Source organism: Bacillus sp. RC251 (genome assembly GCF_044908765.1).
Taxonomy (GTDB): domain Bacteria; phylum Bacillota; class Bacilli; order Bacillales; family Bacillaceae_G; genus Bacillus_A; species Bacillus_A wiedmannii.
Map to the genome: position 1 here is coordinate 1,911,478 of NZ_JBIYDP010000001.1, position 21,106 is coordinate 1,932,583.

Here is a 21,106-nt window from a genome sequence, read left to right on the forward strand (position 1 = left end):
TAATGACAACGTTATATGTACAAACAAAAGCGCTACTCAAATGAGTAGCGCTCTTTAATATTTATTTCGTTTCCCCGTCTTCAGTCGTCTTTACCTTCGTTTTATTTTTATCACGATGGTTATAGTTGTACTTCGAACGATCTACTGGTGTAAAACCTTCCGGTGTGTAGAATCGTAATAAGTCTCCGTTTACGACTTGGTCAGAGTATTTTAGTGATTTTTGAACCATTTGTTCATTTTGTTTTATTTCGTCTGTTAATTCAACAGCGTTACCAGTCACTGTATCATAGTATTTGCCGTTTAGTGCAGTCACTGTTGGACTTACGTAGTTACCGTTACGGAATGGAACGACTTGTTTATGCTCTGGTGATAATAAATCTGATCCGAACTGGACATAATTTTTCGTATCTGTACCTAGTAAGTGTAATAGTGTCGGAAGAACATCAATTTCTCCGCCGTATTGATGTTGTACGCCGCCCTTCACTCCTGGAACACGAATGATTAATGGTACACGTTGCAGTTGTGCATTTTCAAATGAGTTCATTTCTTTACCCATTATTTGTGACATTGCTGCGCCATGATTATCAGAAATACCGTAATGATCACCGTACATAACGATAATTGAGTTATCGTATAAACCAGATTGTTTCAAGTAATCCAAGAATCCTTTTACAGACTCATCTAAATAACGTGCTGTTTGGAAATACGTATCTACGGAAGAGTCACCTGTTTTAGCTGGTTCAATCGTCGCTTCCTCTTTATCAATTGGATAAGGGAAATGGTTTGATAGCGTAATGAACTTCGTATAGAACGGTTGTTTCAATGTTTGTAATAATGGTATAGATTCGTTAAAGAACGGTTTATCTTTTAATCCATAGTTTACTACATCTTTTTCATTCATATCATAGTATGACGCATCAAAGAATTTATTGAAACCAAATGATTTATAAATATCATCACGGTTCCAGAACGTTTTGTAATTACCGTGGAATACAGCTGATGTGTATCCTTGTTGACCTAAAATAGCTGGTGCTGATTGATACGTGTTATGAGCTTTATTTGTAAAAACAGATCCTTGTGGTAATCCAAACATTGAGTTTTCTAACATGAACTCCGCATCAGATGTTTTACCTTGTCCTGTTTGATGGAAGAAGTTATCAAAGTATAACGTATTCGCATCTTTTGTAAATGAGTTTAAGAACGGTGTAACTTCTTGCCCATTTAATTTATAATCAATTAAAAAGTTTTGGAATGATTCTAAATGAATATAAATTACGTTCATTCCTTTTCCTTTACCAAAGTACTCAGGATTTGGACTTGCATATGTTGATGCAAGATAATTTCTAACTTCTGTCATATTATCTCCATCAGCTAACGCTCGTTCTGTTGATGCTTTCGCACTTTGAATGCCATCATAAATCGTATAGTTGTATGCCCCTAAATATTTCACAATATAATTACGGTCAAATGTTCTTGTTAATAATTCAGGACGATCGGATTCTGCAAGACCTAAATTAATGCTGAATAATAAAATACCTGCTACAAATACTAGTGATAATTTATGTTTCGCAACACGAATTGGTTTTGGATTTGCAAATTTTGTTGCAACTAAAACGATTAAAATGATTGTATCTAAGAAATATAGTGGATCATATGCGTGTAGCAATGCAAAAATACTACCACCTAAATCTCCAAAGTTATTCGTTTGTGTTAATGTCGGGAACGTAATAAAGTCACTGAAAAAGCGATAATATACTACGTTTGCGTATAACAGTATAGACATTAACAAATTAATAACAATTAACCAAATGTAAGCACGTTTCCCCTTTGCGAATAATGCGAGCCCTAAAAATAAAACTGCTGAGCTTAACGGGTTGAAAAACAGTAAAAACTTTTGGATTGTGTTGGATATCCCTAAATTAAATTCTGTCACATATGCTGCGTATGTTTTTAACCAGAATAAAATAATGGCAAACACGAAAAATCCAAAGTGATTGCTTAACACTCGCTTACTCTTTAATAGTAATTGTTTCATCTCTCCACCTCTTTTGATCATCCAAGGCTTATTTTTTTATAAGTCTGTCTCTATTCAATTTTTTATCTTCAAATAGATTTTGTTTGTTTAACTAAATGAAGAATATTAGTAATTATAATTTGAAGCTAGTATTTATTCAACTATTTCTTTCTAGACATTTTGACCTTGGTTTCTATTTAATAAAATAAATTTGTAACATTTTCTGTTTTCTCCCAAGTCTCATCCACTAATTATGACTCCACATACTATAAACCTTTATTCACTGCTTCGCAAATAAATATGTCTCCAGTTCTGGAACATTAATGTAATATAATGAAATTCACAATAGATAGCATTTGTTTTTTTCGGTGTATATTAAATCTCTTAATGTATTTCAAGTTTATTCATACTTCAGCCATTCCTCTATATGTAACTTCAAAATGTCTTTCCTTCTCTAAAGTTATTTTTGAATAATTATTCATAATTCATAAAATCAAAGATTATGAAAAACCTCGCTCTCATAAAGAGAGCGAGGTTTTTCATCATTTATTATTGACCTTTGTACATTGCTTCTACTTGTTTTTGAAGTTCTTCATTTTCTAAGAACTCATCGTAAGTAGCCTCTTTATCGATTACACCGTTTGGCGTTACTTCGATAATGCGGTTTGCAATTGTTTGTATGAACTGATGGTCATGAGATGTGAATAACATTGTACCTTTGAATGCGATTAAACCGTTGTTTAATGCAGTGATAGACTCAAGGTCTAAGTGGTTCGTTGGATCGTCAAGTGTGATTACGTTCGCACCACTTAACATCATTTTAGATAACATACAACGAACTTTTTCGCCTCCAGATAATACAGAAACTTTCTTCTTAACTTCTTCACCTGAGAATAACATACGGCCTAAGAAACCACGTAAGAAGCTTTCTGACTCATCTTGTGGAGAGAATTGGCGTAACCAATCAACTAAGTTGGAGTCACTGTTCTCAAAGTATTTAGAGTTATCTCTTGGGAAGTAAGATTGAGATGTTGTAACGCCCCATTTGAATGAACCGCTATCTGGCTCCATTTCACCCATAAGGATTTTGAATAATGTTGTCATCGCAATATCGTTACGACCGATAAATGCAACTTTATCACCTTTATTTAAAGTGAAGTACACATTATCTAACACTTTTTCACCATCGATTGTTTTAGAAAGACCTTCAACAGTTAATAAGTCATTTCCTATTTCACGCTCAGGTGTAAAGCCAACAAATGGGTAACGACGTGATGATGGTCTAATATCATCTAATGTAATTTTATCTAATAATTTTTTACGAGAAGTTGCTTGTTTCGCTTTAGATGCGTTTGAGCTAAAGCGTGCAATGAAGTTTTGTAACTCTTTTACTTTCTCTTCTTTTTTCTTATTAGCATCTTGTGTTAATTTTAAAGCTAATTGGCTTGACTCATACCAGAAGTCATAGTTACCAACATAAAGTTGAATTTTACCGAAATCAAGATCAGCCATGTGCGTACAAACTTTATTTAAGAAGTGACGGTCATGGGATACAACGATTACTGTATTTTCAAAGTTCATTAAGAAGTTTTCTAACCATTGAATCGCTTTTAAGTCCAAGTGGTTGGTAGGCTCATCTAGTAATAGAATGTCAGGTTTACCGAATAATGCTTGAGCAAGTAATACTTTTACTTTCTCTGCCCCAGTTAATTCTGACAATTTCTTATCATGAACATCTTCACCAATACCTAAACCTTTAAGAAGGATTGCAGCTTCTGATTCTGCTTCCCAACCGTTTAGCTCAGCGAACTCACCTTCAAGTTCAGCAGCACGCATACCATCTTCATCACTAAAGTCTTCTTTCATGTAAATGGCATTTTTCTCTTGCATTACTTTGTAAAGTTGCGTGTGACCCATAATTACTGTTTCTAATACTGGGAACTCTTCATATTCGAAGTGGTTCTGTTTTAATACTGCTAGACGCTCACCTGGCGTAATATGTATATCACCTGTTGATTGTTCAATTTCTCCAGATAAAATCTTTAGAAATGTTGATTTACCCGCACCGTTTGCTCCGATTAAACCGTAGCAGTTACCTGGCGTGAATTTTATGTTAACATCTTCAAATAATTTGCGATCCGCGAAACGCAAACTAACGTTACTTACTGTAATCATTTGTGTCCTCCTACTAATACCGCTTATTTCAGCGTTTTCTCACCGATTGTCTTAAAAAATCGCATATTACGACTCAATTATTGTAGACTATAGCTATTATATAGTAGAAGATGGATGAATAGCAACGGTTGATTGCTATTCATCCCTTTTCTACCTTGAATAAAATGTTTGTTTTTTAACGAAACAATATTATATAGAAGCAAATTTCACAATTTAAAGAGGAGTTATTTTGAACAAAATATTTATAATTGGAATATAATGTTTATCGCTCACTTCCTATACAAATAAATGGCGAAATGAAAGATGAAAAGTTTGCAAAATATAAAGACGTGATGGAAAAGTTTATTAAATAAGAAAAATCCCCTTTTAAAAGGGGATTTTTCTTATTTTCTTTTACTTAATTTCTTCGTATAATTCTTCATTTTACTCGTTAATCCTATTAAAGCAGGTAGTAATATTGGCATCACAATGATAGCTAGTACTAACAGTGCAACACCAACAACAGATGCTACTTGTATAAGCGTCAATACACCTGAAGGGATTAATGCAGCAAATGTTCCGCCTAAAATAAGTGCCGCTGATAATACAACTCCTCCTATGTGACGAGATGCATTTACAATTTTCGTTGCGGGATCCCCTTCTAACTCATTGTATCGCATCATTACAAAAATACTATAATCCACACCTAAAGCGACAATCATAATAAAACTAAAGAATGGCACATTCCAGCTTAATGACTCTACGTTTAATACGTGTGTACTAATTTGTTCACTTATGCCAAGTGATGCAAAATAAGCTAATATTAAAGATCCAATAATAAAGATTGTATTTAAAAATGACCGTGTAATAACGATTAATACAATCGCAATTCCAATTAACATAATTGTAGCTGTACGTAAGAAATCTTGGCCTGTTACTTCTTTTAAATCAACGTTTCTAGTTGTTGTGCCGCCGATTGCTTTTTTCACCGATTTTAATTCTGTACCATTTAACGTACCGTCTATCGTTTTATTAATTTCTTCAATGATTGGCATCGCTTCTTTTGAATACGGATTTACGTCTAAAATGATTGTCATTTTAGCAGTCTTTCTATCATGTGACATGTACGTATTCAATGCTTTTTGGAAATCTTCTCCCTCTAAAATTTCTTTTGGGATATAAAATTTCTCAGAGCTTTTTGATTCATTTAGTTCTCCTAAATATTTTTGAGCATCTCCTAGGCCGTTACTTACCTTTTCAAGCCCTTCTGTACTTTTAGATAATCCTGATTGTAATTGCCCCATCTGTTCTTGCAAGTCTTTCAGCCCGGTTAATAGCTGACCTTGCCCGTCGTTTATTTTTGTTAATCCGGTTTGTAACTCAGATGACTTGTTCGCAATTTGTTTTGAACCTGTAGCACCTTCATTTAATCCATTTTTAAGATCAGCTGCTCCTTTTTGTAACTTAGTAACTCCATCGCTCATGCCTTTTAAGCCGTTATCCACTTTCGATAACGCTTGATTCGCTTCTTTAAATGAACCCATTGCCGCTTTATGTTGCGTTGCTAATTTATTTAATTCATTTGAAAGCTCACCTAATTGCTTTTGAGCCTCTTTAGCGATCCCTATCGTTTGCAGTATGTTCGGATCATTTGCTAATTCTGGTTTCGTTTGAATGAAATTCGTCATTAACATTTCAATTTGTTCATAGCCTTTTTTCGCACCATCAATCGCTTGAGAAATACTTCCGAAGTATTGATCGTAGGAACTTAAACCTTTTTCTAACTGCGAATAACCAGCATGAAGTTGTGAAGTTGCATTAGATAATACACTAATATTTTCATTTACTGAAGTTAACCCACTCTCAATTTGCTGCGCACCTTGTGCTCCGTCATTTATGCCATTTGAAAGTTGATCTAAAGCTGTTCCTAATGCTGTTACACCATTTTTCGCTTCCGTTGTTCCATCAATTAATTTTTGAACGTTTGCAAGACTATTTGAATCTTTACTACCCATTTTATCTTTCGCAGTAGTTAATCCATCATTAATTTCCTTTATACCACCATTGGCATCTCCTAATCCTGTATTTAGTTCTCCCGCTTGTTTATTTATATATAGTTCTTTTATCCTTTCACCGGTTGGACGCGTCGGTGAATATACTTCTGAAACACCTTTCACTTTCAAAATCTTATCAGTTAGTTCGTCTAAAGTTTGAAGCGAACTCGCCTCATCTAACTTGTTATCTGATTGAATGACTAACGTACTTGGTGAAGAAAAACCTGGTGGAAAATGCTCTTCTATTACGTTAATCCCCATTTTCGACTCATATTTATTATCTACTTCAAATAAATCATTGTAATTTAGTGTGTTAGAGTATTTCATTACGAAAGGAATCGATATCACAAATACAATGATTAAAGCGACAAATGGTCTTGCTACTGAGTTTTTCGCAAGAAATCCCCATAATCGACTATCCTCATGACCTTTAAATGTTTTAACTGGATAAAACATTCCTTTTCCTAAAAGCACCATGAAAAATGGATTTAACGTAGTTAATACGAGTAATAATACTGCGACACCAATTGCTACTGCTGAAGTAGATTGATATAATTTAAAACTCGCTAAAGCAAGAGATGCAAAACCGATTAGTACTGCTATCCCGCTATATAAAACGGTTTTCCCTGCTGATTTAAACGTTTCTTTCGTAGCCAAAAATGCATTTTCTTGTTTACTTAATTCTTCTTTAAATCTTGTATATAATAAAATGTTATAGTCTGTTCCAACTCCAAACAGGACAACAACTACAAACACTTGTGTAAAGTTAGAAAACGGAAAATTAAATTGATCTACTAGATGGGCAATAATCCCCATTGAAACTAAATATGATACACCCACTGTAAGAAGAGATACAATTGGAACAATTGGTGAACGAAATACAATGATTAATACAACTAGAATGAAAATGATAGAAATAGCTTCTGTCTTCTTCACTCCCTCTTGAGAGGAAGTAAGAAAATCACCCGCTATTAAATCACTTCCTGTTAAGTACGTTTTTACCCCTTTCGTTTGCACTTTTTTATGAAGCTCATTTGCAACTTTTGATATTTCACCATTTTTTTTATCTACAGAGATTTGCGTTAAAATGGTCGTATTGTCTTTAGATATCAATTGTTTTTCCAAATCTTTATTATCTAAATGTGAAACAACTTCCTTAATTCCTAATTGCTCTTTTTCATTTTGTAAAGCATGGATTGTTTTTACGATTTCCTCTTTTTGCTCAGTTGTTAAAGCTGTTTTACTTCCACTATTAAAAACAGCTATAATTTCATACTTTTCAGTCCCGCCTTTATCCATCTCTTTTATCATCTTGTCAGCAATACTACTTTGTTCTGTATTAGGAATCGTAATGTGCCCTTTTTCTTTCACTAATTTATCCATATTAGGCATCGTTATGATCATTGTAATAGTAATAACTATCCATAATAGAAAAGATAAACTTCTCCAATTTTTCAGCTTACTCATTTTAATCATCTCCCGTTTTGAAAATTTAAAGGGAATGAATATTCATTCCTATCCTTTTATAAATACTTTTTCGGAATGAACGTTCATTCCTATCATTCTATTACATTATTTTTTAAATTCTATTAAACTACCTTTTCAGGAATGAATGTTCATTCCTATTGTTACACAAGTATCCTCTCCTACTCTCATGTTTTAAATATATTCAGGAATGAATATTCATTCCTATACTTATTAGCTATAGAATCAAATGATTCTAATAGCGTTCCAAGAACTTTCTTCCAATTCTTTTACTAATTCTTTTGAGTATTCTAATTGCCCTGTTGCAATTACCTTCGTTAGTTTTTCTAGCGGTTGATATACAATAATAATTAAAGCAACTGGAGGCAATGGACGTAGAAAACCTTTTGCGATTCCTTCTTCAATAATATTCATAAAGAAGCCTATAAAATCGTCAAATATTTTCTTACTCTGTTCGTCAAGAAAATAACTATCGCAGTGAGAATTTGTAAATAAAAAAGCGTCCACATTGTTTCTCGCAAATTCAAATAAACGGTTGTACGTATGACTAAACTGTTCACGGATATTTGCTTCAACAGGAAAATCCGTTTTTATCATTTCAGAAAGCTCTAACATACTTTTTGAAAATAATGAGTTAACAAGCGCCTCTTTATTTTCAAAGTAGCGATAAATAGTACCCGCACCGACCTTTGCTTTTTCAGCAATCATTGGAATTGTCGTACCATCGTAACCACGCTCTGCGAAAAGTTGCATCGCAGCATCAAAAATATCCTCTTGTTTGTTTTTAGCCATTTTTTTCCACCTCTATTTTCAGGAATGAAAATTCATTCCGTTTTTAATTATAAATTACAGGGAATAAAAGTCAAGTGCGTGACAAAGTATGGTTGCGTTTTAGTGAAAAAATTATATCAACGATTATTAGAATATATCAGCGATTCTCAGGATATATCGGCGCATCTCCAATTATATCAGCGATTTTCAAAATATATCGACTTACCGACAAAAACCGACAACCAAAGAGAAAGCTGTCCCAAAATTTGATTTTGGACAGCCCTATTTTTTAAAAGAAATCATAAATAAATGCTTCTCGTACCGGAACTATATCCTCAAACGCTCGTATTTCCTCTTCACTTCCGCTAATGAATTCTAATTCCTTCAGTTGTAACGGACGTTTATAGCCAAACATTATTGTAGATAATGCGTTTATATCTAGCTTAATTCCTTTATCTATTGTTTCCTCTTTCATAATTGTTATTTCATGATTTGCAAGCCTCACCGATACGTTATTCCACGGTGCAAATGAATCGGTAATATGTAAAATTAGTTCTTGCTGTGCATTGTTCCAATTCAACTCATATTTTTTTAAGAACTGCTCCACATCTACAATTCTGCCCATAAAATATGGCTTTATTTCTGCTTTCACGCGTGGCTCTTTTAGTGTATATAATAACGGTTCATTTTCACTTACTGTCATTTCAAGTTCTTTAATCATAGAATCATGCTGGCAAATAAAGTTCCACAGACCATTTCGCGCTTCATTATGCAGTGGAACAAATTCCTCTACTGTCATTTTGTTTTTTTCAATTTTATATAACATATAGCCAGCTGCCGTTTTATTTTTATCGGAATAAATCGCTAATGTTAAATCATCATAAACAGCTTGTAACCACCATTTTTCATCGCGAACTAGCATACCGGAAAAACGTTCTGCAAATGTTTCATAAATCATTTCGACCTCTTCTGGGTGATTTTCTTTATTGAAACGTTTTACAGTACCATTTACTTGTTTTTTCATAACTAAATCACTCTTTGTCATATGACATACAAAGAGATTCGCACAAAGTTCCCAGCCGTATTTACGGTAAAATGAAACAGCAAATGGATGTAGCATTGATACTGTATATCCGTCATTTTTCATCGTTTGAAGTGAGTGTTGAAGCAATTCTTTTACATACCCGCTTCTTCTATACTCTGGATACGTCGCTACCCCTGCAACGCCTCCCATTTTAAATTTTTCTTTGCCTATGTATATATGAAACGGAATAAGATGCAGTTTTGCTGCTAAATCTTTCCCTTCCATAATACCGTATATTTCATGACTTTCTTTCATCTTTGTAAGTTGTTGTTGCAATCTTTCCTCATCAACTTTATATTGAAAAGCGTATTCCGATAAGCGTAATGCTTCGCTAAATCTATCTTCTTTTAATCGTATAACGTTCATATATTTCTCCTCCATTCCTTGTTTGAATTGTACCATAATTCTCAATATTCCAGTGCGGTGAATGAAATTATATGAACTTAACGACACGAATTCAATATAAAAAGCAGATACATCCCGTATCTGCTTTTTATCATTTTATTTGGCTAACTTTTGAAGTTCTTCGAAGAATGTAGGATATGATACGCCTACTGCTTCTGCGTCTTCAATTGTTGTTTTTCCTTCTGCTAGACAGCCGGCAATTGCAAGCATCATTCCGATGCGGTGATCACCGTAACTATTTACTGTATTGCCTTTTAATGCTGATTTCCCGTAAATAATCATCCCGTCATCAGTTGCTTCTATGCGCGCTCCTAGTTTCGTTAACTCCGCAACGACTGTATCGATACGGTTCGTTTCTTTTACTTTTAATTCGTGAGCATCTTTAATTACTGTAATTCCTTCTGCTTGCGTTGCCGCTAAGGCGATAACAGGAATTTCATCGATTAATCTTGGAATAATATCTCCGCCAATTTCAATTCCTTTTAATGAAGATGTTTCGATCGTAACGTTTGCTGCTGGTTCTGATGATCCTTCGTTAATTGGCTCTACAGTGAACGTAGCACCCATTTTCTCTAAAATATCAATAATACCTGTACGAGTTGGGTTCATCCCTACATTTTGTAATACTAGTTTACTATTTGGAATAATTGCGCCTGCTACTAAGAAAAATGCTGCTGATGATACGTCACCTGGTACTTGAACGTCTGTCGCTGTTAACTTCTGTCCACCTGCAAGTTTCACTGTTTTTCCCTCGCGAGTTACGTTAACACCAAATGCTTCAAGCATTCTTTCCGTATGATCACGTGAAATATGTGGTTCTGTAACAGCTGTTACACCTTCTGCACGAAGACCTGCAAGTAAAATAGCTGACTTTACTTGCGCACTCGCTACAGGTGAAGTGTATTCAATTGCTTTTAAATCTCCACCACGTATTGTTAACGGTGTAAACGTCCCTTCTTCACGGCCATCAATGTTTGCACCCATTTGTTTTAATGGATTTGTAACACGTTTCATCGGTCTTTTTGCGATAGATGCATCACCTTGTACGCAAGAGAAAAATGGTGTATTTGCCAAAATTCCAGACATTAAACGTATTGTTGTACCAGAATTACCAACATCTAATACAGCTTTCGGTTCTTGTAAGCCTTCTAATCCTTTACCAACTACAGTGACTTCATCACCGTTTTGCACGATTTCTACTCCCATTTCTTTAAAGCAAGAAATTGTACTTAAACAGTCTGCACCGGGCAAGAAACCTTTAATTGTTGTTTTTCCTTCTGCAATTGCGCCGAACATGACAGCGCGGTGTGAAATGGATTTATCTCCTGGAATTGTAATAATACCATTTAATCCGTTATTAACAGGTTCTATTGTTCTTTCCTTCATGTTTTCACCTTCTCATTTAAATTGTTTCATAAGTTTGGTATTTTTCTTCTCTAAGCGCTAGCTTTGCTTTCATACGATCTTCTTCTCTTTGGAAGCTAATACGTAATACCCCAAGCAACCCTTCACGTGCTTCTAATATTTGCAAGTTCGTAATACTAATTTCTTCACGTGCCAAAATACTCGTAATATGAGCCAATGCCCCTACTTTATCTAAAACATCGACGTATAAGTCGTGATAGGCAGGAATTGCCCCTCTCTTTCGTACTGGTAAAGAGTCACGGTATTCTTTCGCGTCTGCAAAATAGTTTTGGATCTCGCCTGCATCTCCGGTAGAAACTGTATCATATAAATCTTCCATTTCAGAGATCCACTCTTTTAATAATACCATTAAATGCTCGCGATTTTGCTTAACAATATCACTCCACATTTTTGGGCTACTGGATGCGATACGTGTAATGTCTTTAAACCCTCCGGCAGCTAGTTGATGAATGAGTGGATTATCTCCTGCATGTTTCTCCACTTGCTTTACTAATCCAGCTGCGATAAGATGCGGAAAATGACTAACGATCCCTGTTACATAATCATGTTCCTCTGTATTTAGAACGAGAAAATGAGATCCTGTTCCTTGTAACCAACACTTCAGTTCTTCCACATGTTCATTTGGCACATGATTCATCGGCGTTAAAATATAAAATGCATTTTCAAATAAATGTGCTTTTGCACTTTCAACTCCCGTTTTATGAGAACCTGCCATCGGATGTCCACCAATGAAAGATACTTCCTTTGAAAATAAAGCTTCCGCTTCATTCATGATCGTCCCTTTTGTACTACCAACATCTGTTACAATAACATCTTCTCGTAAATGAAATGACGCTAATTTGTGTAATAACTTCTTCGTTTCTTCAACTGGAGAAGCAAACACAATTAAATGCGCCTCTTCACATGCATGCTGTAAATCTACTGCTACTTCATCTACTACATGTAATTCTTTTGCACGCTCTACTTGTTCTTGAAATATATCATAACCTGTTATCGTTACATCGTGCTCTTTCTTAATTGCTAATGCGAGAGAGCCTCCGATTAAACCAGTTCCAATTAAAACTACATTTTTACGCATTTTCCTCATCTCGAGACTTTCTTTTTTTATTTTGAAAGTGTTGTTTTAACACTAAAATCACTCCTTCATTTTGCTCCCTTGTTCCGACTGTAATACGGACACCATTTGGGAACGGACGAATAATAAATCCTGCGTGTGCACAAGCTTCATAAATCTCCCCAGCATTCTCAACTGGCAAGAAGATGAAATTTGTTTGCGATGGATAAAACGGAATTTCATTTTTCTTACAAAAGCTTTCGTATTGTTGTAATCCCTCTGTATTCACACGAACTATTTCCTCAATAAACTCGTCATCACTAAAAGCAATCGTCGCTGCTTTTTGCGCTAATGAAGATACGTTAAATGGCAAACGTACGACATTTAATTTCTCGATTAGCTCTTCCTGTCCAATTGCATATCCAACGCGGAAAGAAGCTAATCCGTACGCTTTAGAAAATGTTCTAAGTACAAGAATGTTTTTATGTTTTTCTAAAAGCGGTAATGTCTCTGGGAAATCCTTTGCTGTTACGTATTCATAGTACGCTTCATCAATGACAATTAACGTATTTTCACTAATACCTTCTATAAATTGAGTCAATTTTCGATCATTCACATATGTGCCTGTCGGGTTGTTCGGATTACAAATCCATACGATTTTCGTCTTATTATTTATTGCTGACGAAATTTCGTCTAAATCGTATACACCGTTATTTAAAGGGATTTCTTTCACTTCACAACCTTCAATAATTGCATGATGACGGTACTGCGGGAATGTTGCACCAGCCGTTACGATGTTATCTCCTGCTTTAAGTACTGCACGGCTTATTATTTGAATGACTTCATCTAAACCACTACCGCAAAGTATTTGTTCCATTTGAACATGTAACTTATTTGCAATTGTTTGACGGAGTGCTGTAGCACCTCCGTCAGGATATAAAGCATGTTCCAACCACGATTTTTGCAACTCATCTAAAACACGTGGTGAGCAGCCGAATGGATTTTCATTTGATGCTAATTTGACAAATGAATGATCTCCGTACACTTCTTTCATTTGTTCAGGTGATTTACCTGGTTTATATGGTTGTAATGATGATAGTTGATCTTTTACTTGCATGTTAAAACCACCTTTTTATTAAAATTCTTTTGCGTATTTATTATGTTGCGTAATGTTTTGCTGAATTAAATCCATACGATCTTTTCCGAATTGTTCGACTAGTGCATGTGCAAGTTCCCATGCTACAACAGATTCAGCTACTACACCTGCTGCTGGTACTGCACAACTATCAGATCTTTCAATACTCGCTTGGAATGCTTCTTTCGTATCAATGTCAACACTTGCTAACGGTTTATATAATGTAGGTATTGGCTTCATAACACCTCTTACGACAATTGGCATTCCTGTTGTCATACCGCCTTCTAAACCGCCGGCATTATTCGTTTTTCTCGTGTATCCATTTTCTTCATCCCATAATATTTCATCGTGTACTTTACTTCCTGGCTGTCTTGCTGCTTCAAAACCAACGCCAATTTCAGCACCTTTAAATGCATTAATACTCATAATTGCACCAGCAAGTTTTGCATCTAATTTACGATCGTAATGAACGTAACTACCAACGCCAATTGGCATACCTTCTGCAATGACTTCAACAATACCGCCGATTGAATCCCCACTACTTTTAGCGTTATCTATTGCATCCATCATCACTTGTTCTACTTCTTTATCTAAACATCGAACTGGTGAATTTTCAGTAATCGTTTGAATTTCTTCTATTGGTAAGTTTGAAATTCGTTTCGCTTGTACCCCACCAATTTCAAGAACATGCCCTGCAATTTCTACGCCTAATTCTTTCAAAATTTGTTTCGCAACTGCACCAGCAGCTACACGAACTGTCGTTTCTCTTGCAGATGAGCGCTCTAATACGTTTCTTATATCACGATGTCCATATTTAATTGCACCGTTTAAATCTGCATGTCCTGGACGTGGTTTTGTAATTGTACGTTTCATATCTTTACTTTCTTTTTCCGAAATTGGCTCTGCACCCATTACTTTCGTCCAATGTTTGAAATCATCATTTTTAACGATTAACGTTATTGGTGAGCCAAGTGTCATCCCATGACGAACACCACTTACAATTTCAACTGTATCAGTTTCTATTTGCATGCGTCTTCCGCGTCCGTGCCCTTTTTGTCTTCTTAATAATTCTTTATTAATATGTTCCGATGTTAATGTTAAACCTGCTGGTACACCTTCTAAAATAACTGTTAACTGTGGTCCATGTGATTCTCCAGCTGTAATGTATCTCATTTCTCTTGCCCCTTTACTATTTTTTTGTACAAAAAAGTCCCTACTGAGCGCTCAGTAGGGACGATGTTTATCGCGGTACCACCCTAGTTGTAGACAACTATCGTCTACCTCTCTTCTTCTGTAACGATCGTTTGACCGTCTTTCCCTCCAAAAGTTGGCGGAAAAGATGCTCCAAGGTTGTAATTCATGCTTACCTTTGTACTGATTCACACCGACCATCAGCTCTCTTTAACAGTGAGATAAGCACTACTGTTTCCTTTTCAGCGCATATATGATATGGAATTAAGATAATTTATTTTTGAAACCTTTTAACTCATCCATGAATCTATGGAATTCTGGAATATCCATTTGTTGTGCAGAATCTGATAATGCAACCGCTGGGTCTGGGTGTACTTCAGCCATTACTGCATCTGCGCCAATTGCAAGTGCTGCTTTCGCTGTTGGTAATAATAAATCTCTGCGTCCAGTTGAATGCGTTACGTCAACGATTACTGGTAAATGTGTTTCTTTCTTTAAAATCGGTACTGCTGAAATGTCTAATGTGTTACGTGTCGCTCTTTCGTATGTGCGGATACCACGCTCACATAGAATAATTTGGTCGTTACCTTGTGCAATGATGTACTCAGCTGCGTTAATGAACTCATCAATTGTTGCTGCTAATCCACGTTTTAATAATACTGGCTTGTTAACTTTACCTACAGCTCGTAATAAATCGAAGTTTTGCATGTTACGTGCACCAACTTGAATTACATCAACGTAGTCTAATGCCATTTCAACATCGTTCGGATTTAAGATTTCACTAATGATCGCTAAGTCGAACTCATCTGCTACTTGGCGTAAAATTTGTAATCCTTCTACTCCCAAACCTTGGAAGTCGTATGGAGATGTTCTTGGTTTGAAAGCACCACCGCGCATTAATTTTAGACCTTGGTCTTTCATCGCTTGCCCTACTTGGCGAACTTGCTCTAAGCTTTCTACCGCACAAGGTCCCATGATGAACGTTTGTGTTCCGTTTCCAATCAATTCACCTTTCACATTAACGATTGTATTTTCTTGTTTCTTTTTACGTGATACTAGTAATGCTTTACGGTTATCATCTTCTTGTAATTCTAAGCTAGCTTTGAAGATTGTTTTGAAAATGTGTTGAACTGTTGACGTTTCGAATGGTCCTTCGTTATGCTCTGCGATCATATCAAGTACTTCACGCTCACGTACTGGATCAAAACGTTTCGTACCCTGTACTTGCTTTTGCTCCCCAATTTTTTGAACGATTTCACCACGTTTGTTTAAAAGGTGTAATAGTTGTAAGTTAATTTCATCTACCTGTTTACGTAATTGATCTAATTCATGATTTGCCATTTGGAAATCCTCCTCTAATGTTTTAAAAGTATAGTAAGAGAATGAAAAATTCTCTATTTTCTGAACTGATAAATTATACAAAATTTAAGTGGAATCGATACCTCTTCTTATTTTAAACGAATACTTTCTATAAGGACACTCTCAACTCAATCAAAACCCACTTTTTTGTACAAAAAATCCCTACTGATCCAATCAGTAGGGACGATATTTATCGCGGTACCACCCTAGTTGTAGACTTATTTCGTCTACCTCTCTTCATTTTTAACGATCATCTGACCGTCTTTCCCTTCATAAAGACAATACTATCTTTACTACGAAAAAGATGCTCTAGGACTGTAATTCGCTCTTGTTTTTGTACTGGTTCGCACCAACCACCAGCTCTCTGTTACAGGGAAACAACAACTACTGCTTTTCCTTTCAACGCATATATATTTAATTTTCAAGTTAGACCACTAAAATACAAAAAGTCCCTACTGAATAAATCAGTAGGGACGATATTTATCGCGGTACCACCCTAGTTGTAGACTAACTTTCCGTCTACCTCTCTTCACTGTTAACGATCAATTGACCGCTTTTTCTTCATAAAGACAATACTATCTTTACTACGAAAAAGATGCTCCAAGACTGTAATTCATGATTATCCCTGTACTGGTTCACACCAACCACCAGCTCTCTGTTACAGTAAGACTAACCACTACTGTGATCTCTTCATTGCACTTTGTTTATTCAAATGTTTTTGAAATTGAATAAGTATGATTCGTATTATAGAACGCTTTTCAAAACACTGTCAACAACTTTTTATATTTTTTTTGAAATTCCACTTCCACCCTACATTTCTTCTTGTAAATTCTCCATAACAATTCCGATGCGAATTATCTCATTATCTATTGCATTTAATACATATTTTTCTACTCCATACTGGATTAATATTTCTTTTATTTGAATGATTTCAGTTTCAAGTAAATCGGCTTCTTGAAGCGTTTGTAGTAAAGTGAAAAATACATTTGCATACAATTCTTTATACATTTTTATACTCTCTGTCTTTTCAAGTATTTCATTAAACAACTGTTTTAACTCCGTTTGATTCCCTTTTCCAACCAAACCTGAAAATGTTTTCATTATAGATAATCCTCTTTCTACTATTTCATCCATAAATAAAATAATACGCAAAAGCATTACATATTCTCTAGCTGTGATTTCACCCATTTTCGGTCGCTCTCGCAAAAATACACTGAGCCAAGATGCCCAAAATTTTTGTTGTTCTTTTGCACTTAACGTTTTGACGTAATAGCATAAAAACTGCATAAATTTAATTTTATTTTCTTCATTTTCTTGTATAAGTAACGGGTATAACCAATCTGTTTTTTGTTCCCAATATAGTACACATTTAATAAATACAAAACTGAGCCATTTCAAGAAAGCTTCCCTCGTATGCGGATGTAATACTTCCAAATGTTCTACCGCATACTTAATAAATCGTTTCATTTCTGTAAATAAAGGTAAATTGATTTGCGTGTAACATAAACCTGCCCATGCATATTTCGTAATCTCATTTTCTTTCTTTAAATCTAAGCATGGCAACAAATATTTTCGGCACCATTGCTTCTCAATATGATAAAGAAATGTAACATCTGCTACTAAACGAGCTAACATAAAATTTGTCCGTACTTTACTAACTCTTACTTGTTCTTCAAATAAAAATAAATATTCATATACATTACGATCGTATAAATGATCATATGATAACAGTTTTAATAATACAGCTGTCATTTTCCCAACAGGATGCTGAATCGATTCATTGTAAAAGTCTTGTTTTCCAAGCTTAAAATCTGTATCACTTTTCATTACTTGAGGGAATACCGAAAAAGCAAAACGTTTCACACTGCGTATACTATTTTCCTCTAACTCTTCTAATCGATTACTAATCTCATATAGAAAGCTACTAATTAACCAATGAAAAGCAGTATTTCTAACAAATTTCTGTAATAGCGGAATTACTTTTTGGATTTGTTCATTTGTCAATCCTCGGTTATTTCGCCACTCTCTAATACAAACAAACCATACTTCATTACTTATTTCGTGCATACCAACTAATTGATAGGCAAATGAAATACTCCATTCTGTATTCAACTTACATGCTTTCGATAACATCTCTAAAAAATGGCGTTGTTCAAAAACACCATCTTGAGAAAATTGACGAACTTGCTTCATAATTTCATCGTCTTTCAACTGCAATAATCCATCAGCAGTTACATTACAAGTAATACTTTGATCTGCCGTCTCTTTCTTTTGTACACTATATCGATCAGAATGAAAGTGAGGATGTTTTTGCTTCATTAACTCATAACCTTTTGCTGTAGATGGACTATTCGAATCACAAGTGAATAATAAATCTAAAACTAGACAAGCATCAAATGCTCTCTCCTCTGCAAGGTCCTTCAATACAATTTGAATAACCTCTTCCTTTGTTTTTTCTAAAGAGTGTGCGAAATGATTTTTTATAAGTTGAAAAACTTCGTGTTTATACGTGATATCTAAAAGAAGTCCTTCCTGTAACAACCATTTCATTTTGGCATCGGCGCTAACGAATATATTTTTATTCATCGCATCAATTGCAATTCGGTTCTGAAGCATGCTGTTTGCTTCTATCATTTCTGTAATATAATAATTTGCTTTTTTTTCATTATTTTCACACAAATAGGCTAAACACTCTTTTACAATTTGAATTAAAAATGCAAGATCATTTTGCTGAAACTCTTTTTCAACATTTTCCTTATCCTTTTTTTTCAGTGCCGTTTGTCGTAGTGATAACATTCGCATCTTCTCTATTCCCATCATCATAATTGGTACGGCGTAATAGGAAATATGGGGTTTCATCTTCTCATTCCAAATTTGCTCCACATAAGAAAATGTAGACACTGGTAAACGACTCGATTCCTCAAGTTCTATTGATTCTTGCGTATCATTTCCCCATTTTCTTTCCCGCTTCAATTTCAGTTTTCCGTCCAAAATAAACGTTAGTAATAATAAAGCAATTTCTTTATGCTCAGGAAAAGAACATTTTTGCAGTAAGCAAGAAATTTTTTCAATAGATCTACTATCTTTTTCAGCTGTTTCTAATAAAAGAAGTGTCCATCTTGCAAACAACAACGGGTCCATTTTAATTTTCGTTTCGTTTAAGTAGCTACAAATTGTTCTCCATAATAACGGAGATATTTTAGAATGATTTTTAAAAATTAATTGAAATAATTCTTTTTGATGACTAAAAAGAAATTGTTCCACCAACCATTCTGCAAGTAATTCATCTACCTCATTATCGTTTGATGTAACTAAAAATAAATTTTGTAATTTCCCTTCTGCTTCAAGCCATTCCACCCATTCATAATCGTGAGCAAATTCAACAAAGTAGCGGACTGTTTCAATTTTTTTTATGGATTGTTTTATGTATGATAATTGTTCCTGCTCTACTGACGGTGGAACTGTTACTATGTCACGAATTCGCATTCGTTTTGTAATATAATTATCTCCCATTAATTCTGCCCATCGCTTCACTGCTTTAACAAGAGATTGATGATTATTACCTTTATTCGGGTATACAATCGGCCGTATTCCTAAATGCTCCCAATGGTACGTATTTTCCCCTTGTGCAACAAATGCATAACGCCTTGTACTTGGCGGTAAACCAGTAGCCAAATATTTCATTACTGGGTCATTATGGCTATATCCAACGAATAAAACAGTATAATTTGAGAATAAATCAACTAAAAACCTTCTTGCCCAGCCTTCGGTCAAGTAAGCCCTTCCAAAATCACCATCTGTTAAAATTAAAGCTTCTTTCTCTTGTTCTATATTGCCATGTATGTAAGCGAGTCCTTTAAACGCTCTACCTGTAGGTAACGCAGGTGCGTAATATACGTTTAGTTCTCTATTCATTTCTTTCATCGCAGTTGTAAAATGCCGATCAAAATTTGTCGTGACAATGCGGACTTCCGTATCTAAAGGAAACAACCTCGGAATCGCATAATGAAGCGGATTCGGCTTTGATTTTTCAATATGAACTAAATCTCTTGCAACTTGATGTATATCTTTTGTTTTCGCAATTTTACCAAGATAATAATCATGAGGTTCTGTTATTTCACGCGTTTCTACATATAACGTTTTCGCAATCTCATCAACTAGATCATCAAAATTCGGTAAGTTTGATTTCCCTTTCATAGAAACTCCCGCTCCAACAAATAGTACTAACTTTCCTTGTTCAAGATGATCAATTAACTCCTCTGGAATTTCTACTTCTGAAGTAATCCACATCATGGATTCCCCCTTACCTAAAAATGTCATATACTCTCATTTTACTATAACATTTTTTCTTTGTTTTTTTAATATTTAGACAAAATTCGAACGTGAAAAAGTTTTATGTAAATATATTTGTTACAATGTATGAACTCCTAAATTTATTGTAAAACTATGTATAAATCGGAGGTGTAAATATTGAATGGTTTTACTGTAGTTCTTATCAAATTTATATCATGCATTATCGCATTTAGTATTGGACTCGCTTTATTTTTCCCTGCAACGTTCGTTCAAATTATTTCATTTAGTCTCTTTGTTACAATCGTATCCTATATGTTCGTCGATAAAATCATATTAAACCGAATAGGCAATACCGGTGCCATTATGTCGGATTTCTTACTAACGTATTTAAGCGTATGGATTTTCGGTAATATTTTATTAGACAATTACATGCAAATTGCATGGGGTAGTTTCCTTTCCGCTACTGTCTTTACATTATCTGAAGTAATCGTTCATCGCTTTTCTAACTCACACACAAGGCACAACAATGATAACATTCATATTAATCGCCGCTTTGCATATGGTACGGAATTTGCTGAAGAGCAGAATATATTGGATAAAGATAAGAAGAAATAACATTTTGATGCAGGGGCGCCCTTTTTAATTATGTGGTGCTCCTTTTTCTATACTCTAAATTCGGTAC

Annotated in this window: 12 protein-coding genes and 3 other annotated features; of the genes, 1 reads left to right on the top strand and 11 read right to left on the bottom strand. The window is 34.8% G+C overall.

Annotation, left to right across the window (positions count from 1 at the left end; genetic code table 11):
• Positions 1-61: 61 nt before the first annotated feature.
• The 11 genes from ltaS to ABH961_RS09825 all read right to left on the bottom strand — a co-directional run bounded on the left by ltaS (position 62) and on the right by ABH961_RS09825 (position 20,421).
• Positions 62-2,035, bottom strand: a complete 1,974-nt coding sequence (ltaS, locus tag ABH961_RS09775) for a lipoteichoic acid synthase (protein WP_048547568.1) — start codon at positions 2,033-2,035, stop codon at positions 62-64.
• 528 nt (positions 2,036-2,563) lie between these two features.
• Positions 2,564-4,189 carry an ABC-F family ATP-binding cassette domain-containing protein gene (locus tag ABH961_RS09780; RefSeq protein WP_048547569.1) on the bottom strand — a complete coding sequence of 542 codons (1,626 nt, stop codon included), beginning with the start codon at positions 4,187-4,189 and terminating at the stop codon, positions 2,564-2,566.
• Between the two features lie 383 nt (positions 4,190-4,572).
• On the bottom strand, positions 4,573-7,689 hold the full coding sequence (locus tag ABH961_RS09785) for an MMPL family transporter (protein ID WP_404519308.1): 3,117 nt from the start codon (positions 7,687-7,689) through the stop codon (positions 4,573-4,575).
• 243 nt (positions 7,690-7,932) lie between these two features.
• Positions 7,933-8,499 carry a TetR/AcrR family transcriptional regulator gene (locus ABH961_RS09790; protein WP_048547573.1) on the bottom strand — a complete coding sequence of 189 codons (567 nt, stop codon included), beginning with the start codon at positions 8,497-8,499 and terminating at the stop codon, positions 7,933-7,935.
• A gap of 268 nt (positions 8,500-8,767) precedes the next feature.
• Entirely contained in the window at positions 8,768-9,928 is a 1,161-nt protein-coding gene (locus tag ABH961_RS09795) for a GNAT family N-acetyltransferase (RefSeq protein ID WP_116443012.1), read from the bottom strand.
• 135 nt (positions 9,929-10,063) lie between these two features.
• Complete coding sequence (gene aroA / locus ABH961_RS09800) at positions 10,064-11,353, bottom strand: 3-phosphoshikimate 1-carboxyvinyltransferase (protein WP_048547577.1); 1,290 nt, start codon at positions 11,351-11,353, stop codon at positions 10,064-10,066.
• Between the two features lie 16 nt (positions 11,354-11,369).
• A complete protein-coding gene (gene tyrA / locus ABH961_RS09805; protein WP_048547887.1) occupies positions 11,370-12,470 on the bottom strand; it encodes a prephenate dehydrogenase in 1,101 nt (366 codons plus the stop codon).
• Positions 12,463-13,563, bottom strand: coding sequence for a histidinol-phosphate transaminase (hisC, locus tag ABH961_RS09810; RefSeq protein ID WP_098079245.1), 1,101 nt, complete (start codon positions 13,561-13,563; stop codon positions 12,463-12,465). Before hisC ends, tyrA begins: the two co-directional genes overlap by 8 nt.
• Before the next feature lie 18 nt (positions 13,564-13,581).
• Positions 13,582-14,754, bottom strand: a complete 1,173-nt coding sequence (aroC, locus tag ABH961_RS09815; RefSeq protein ID WP_098068007.1) for a chorismate synthase — start codon at positions 14,752-14,754, stop codon at positions 13,582-13,584.
• A 53-nt stretch (positions 14,755-14,807) separates the two neighbouring features.
• Positions 14,808-15,027 (bottom strand) — a binding site (T-box leader).
• A 9-nt stretch (positions 15,028-15,036) separates the two neighbouring features.
• Positions 15,037-16,113, bottom strand: a complete 1,077-nt coding sequence (locus ABH961_RS09820; protein WP_001273578.1) for a bifunctional 3-deoxy-7-phosphoheptulonate synthase/chorismate mutase — start codon at positions 16,111-16,113, stop codon at positions 15,037-15,039.
• 194 nt (positions 16,114-16,307) lie between these two features.
• Positions 16,308-16,543 (bottom strand) — a binding site (T-box leader).
• A 54-nt stretch (positions 16,544-16,597) separates the two neighbouring features.
• Positions 16,598-16,834, bottom strand: a binding site (T-box leader).
• A gap of 107 nt (positions 16,835-16,941) precedes the next feature.
• On the bottom strand, positions 16,942-20,421 hold the full coding sequence (locus ABH961_RS09825) for a DUF4020 domain-containing protein (RefSeq protein WP_176542481.1): 3,480 nt from the start codon (positions 20,419-20,421) through the stop codon (positions 16,942-16,944).
• Positions 20,422-20,601: 180 nt separating this feature from the next.
• Here ABH961_RS09825 and ABH961_RS09830 point away from each other — a divergent pair, with 180 nt between their 5' ends.
• On the top strand, positions 20,602-21,039 hold the full coding sequence (locus ABH961_RS09830; protein ID WP_001013095.1) for a YndM family protein: 438 nt from the start codon (positions 20,602-20,604) through the stop codon (positions 21,037-21,039).
• Positions 21,040-21,106: the final 67 nt, after the last annotated feature.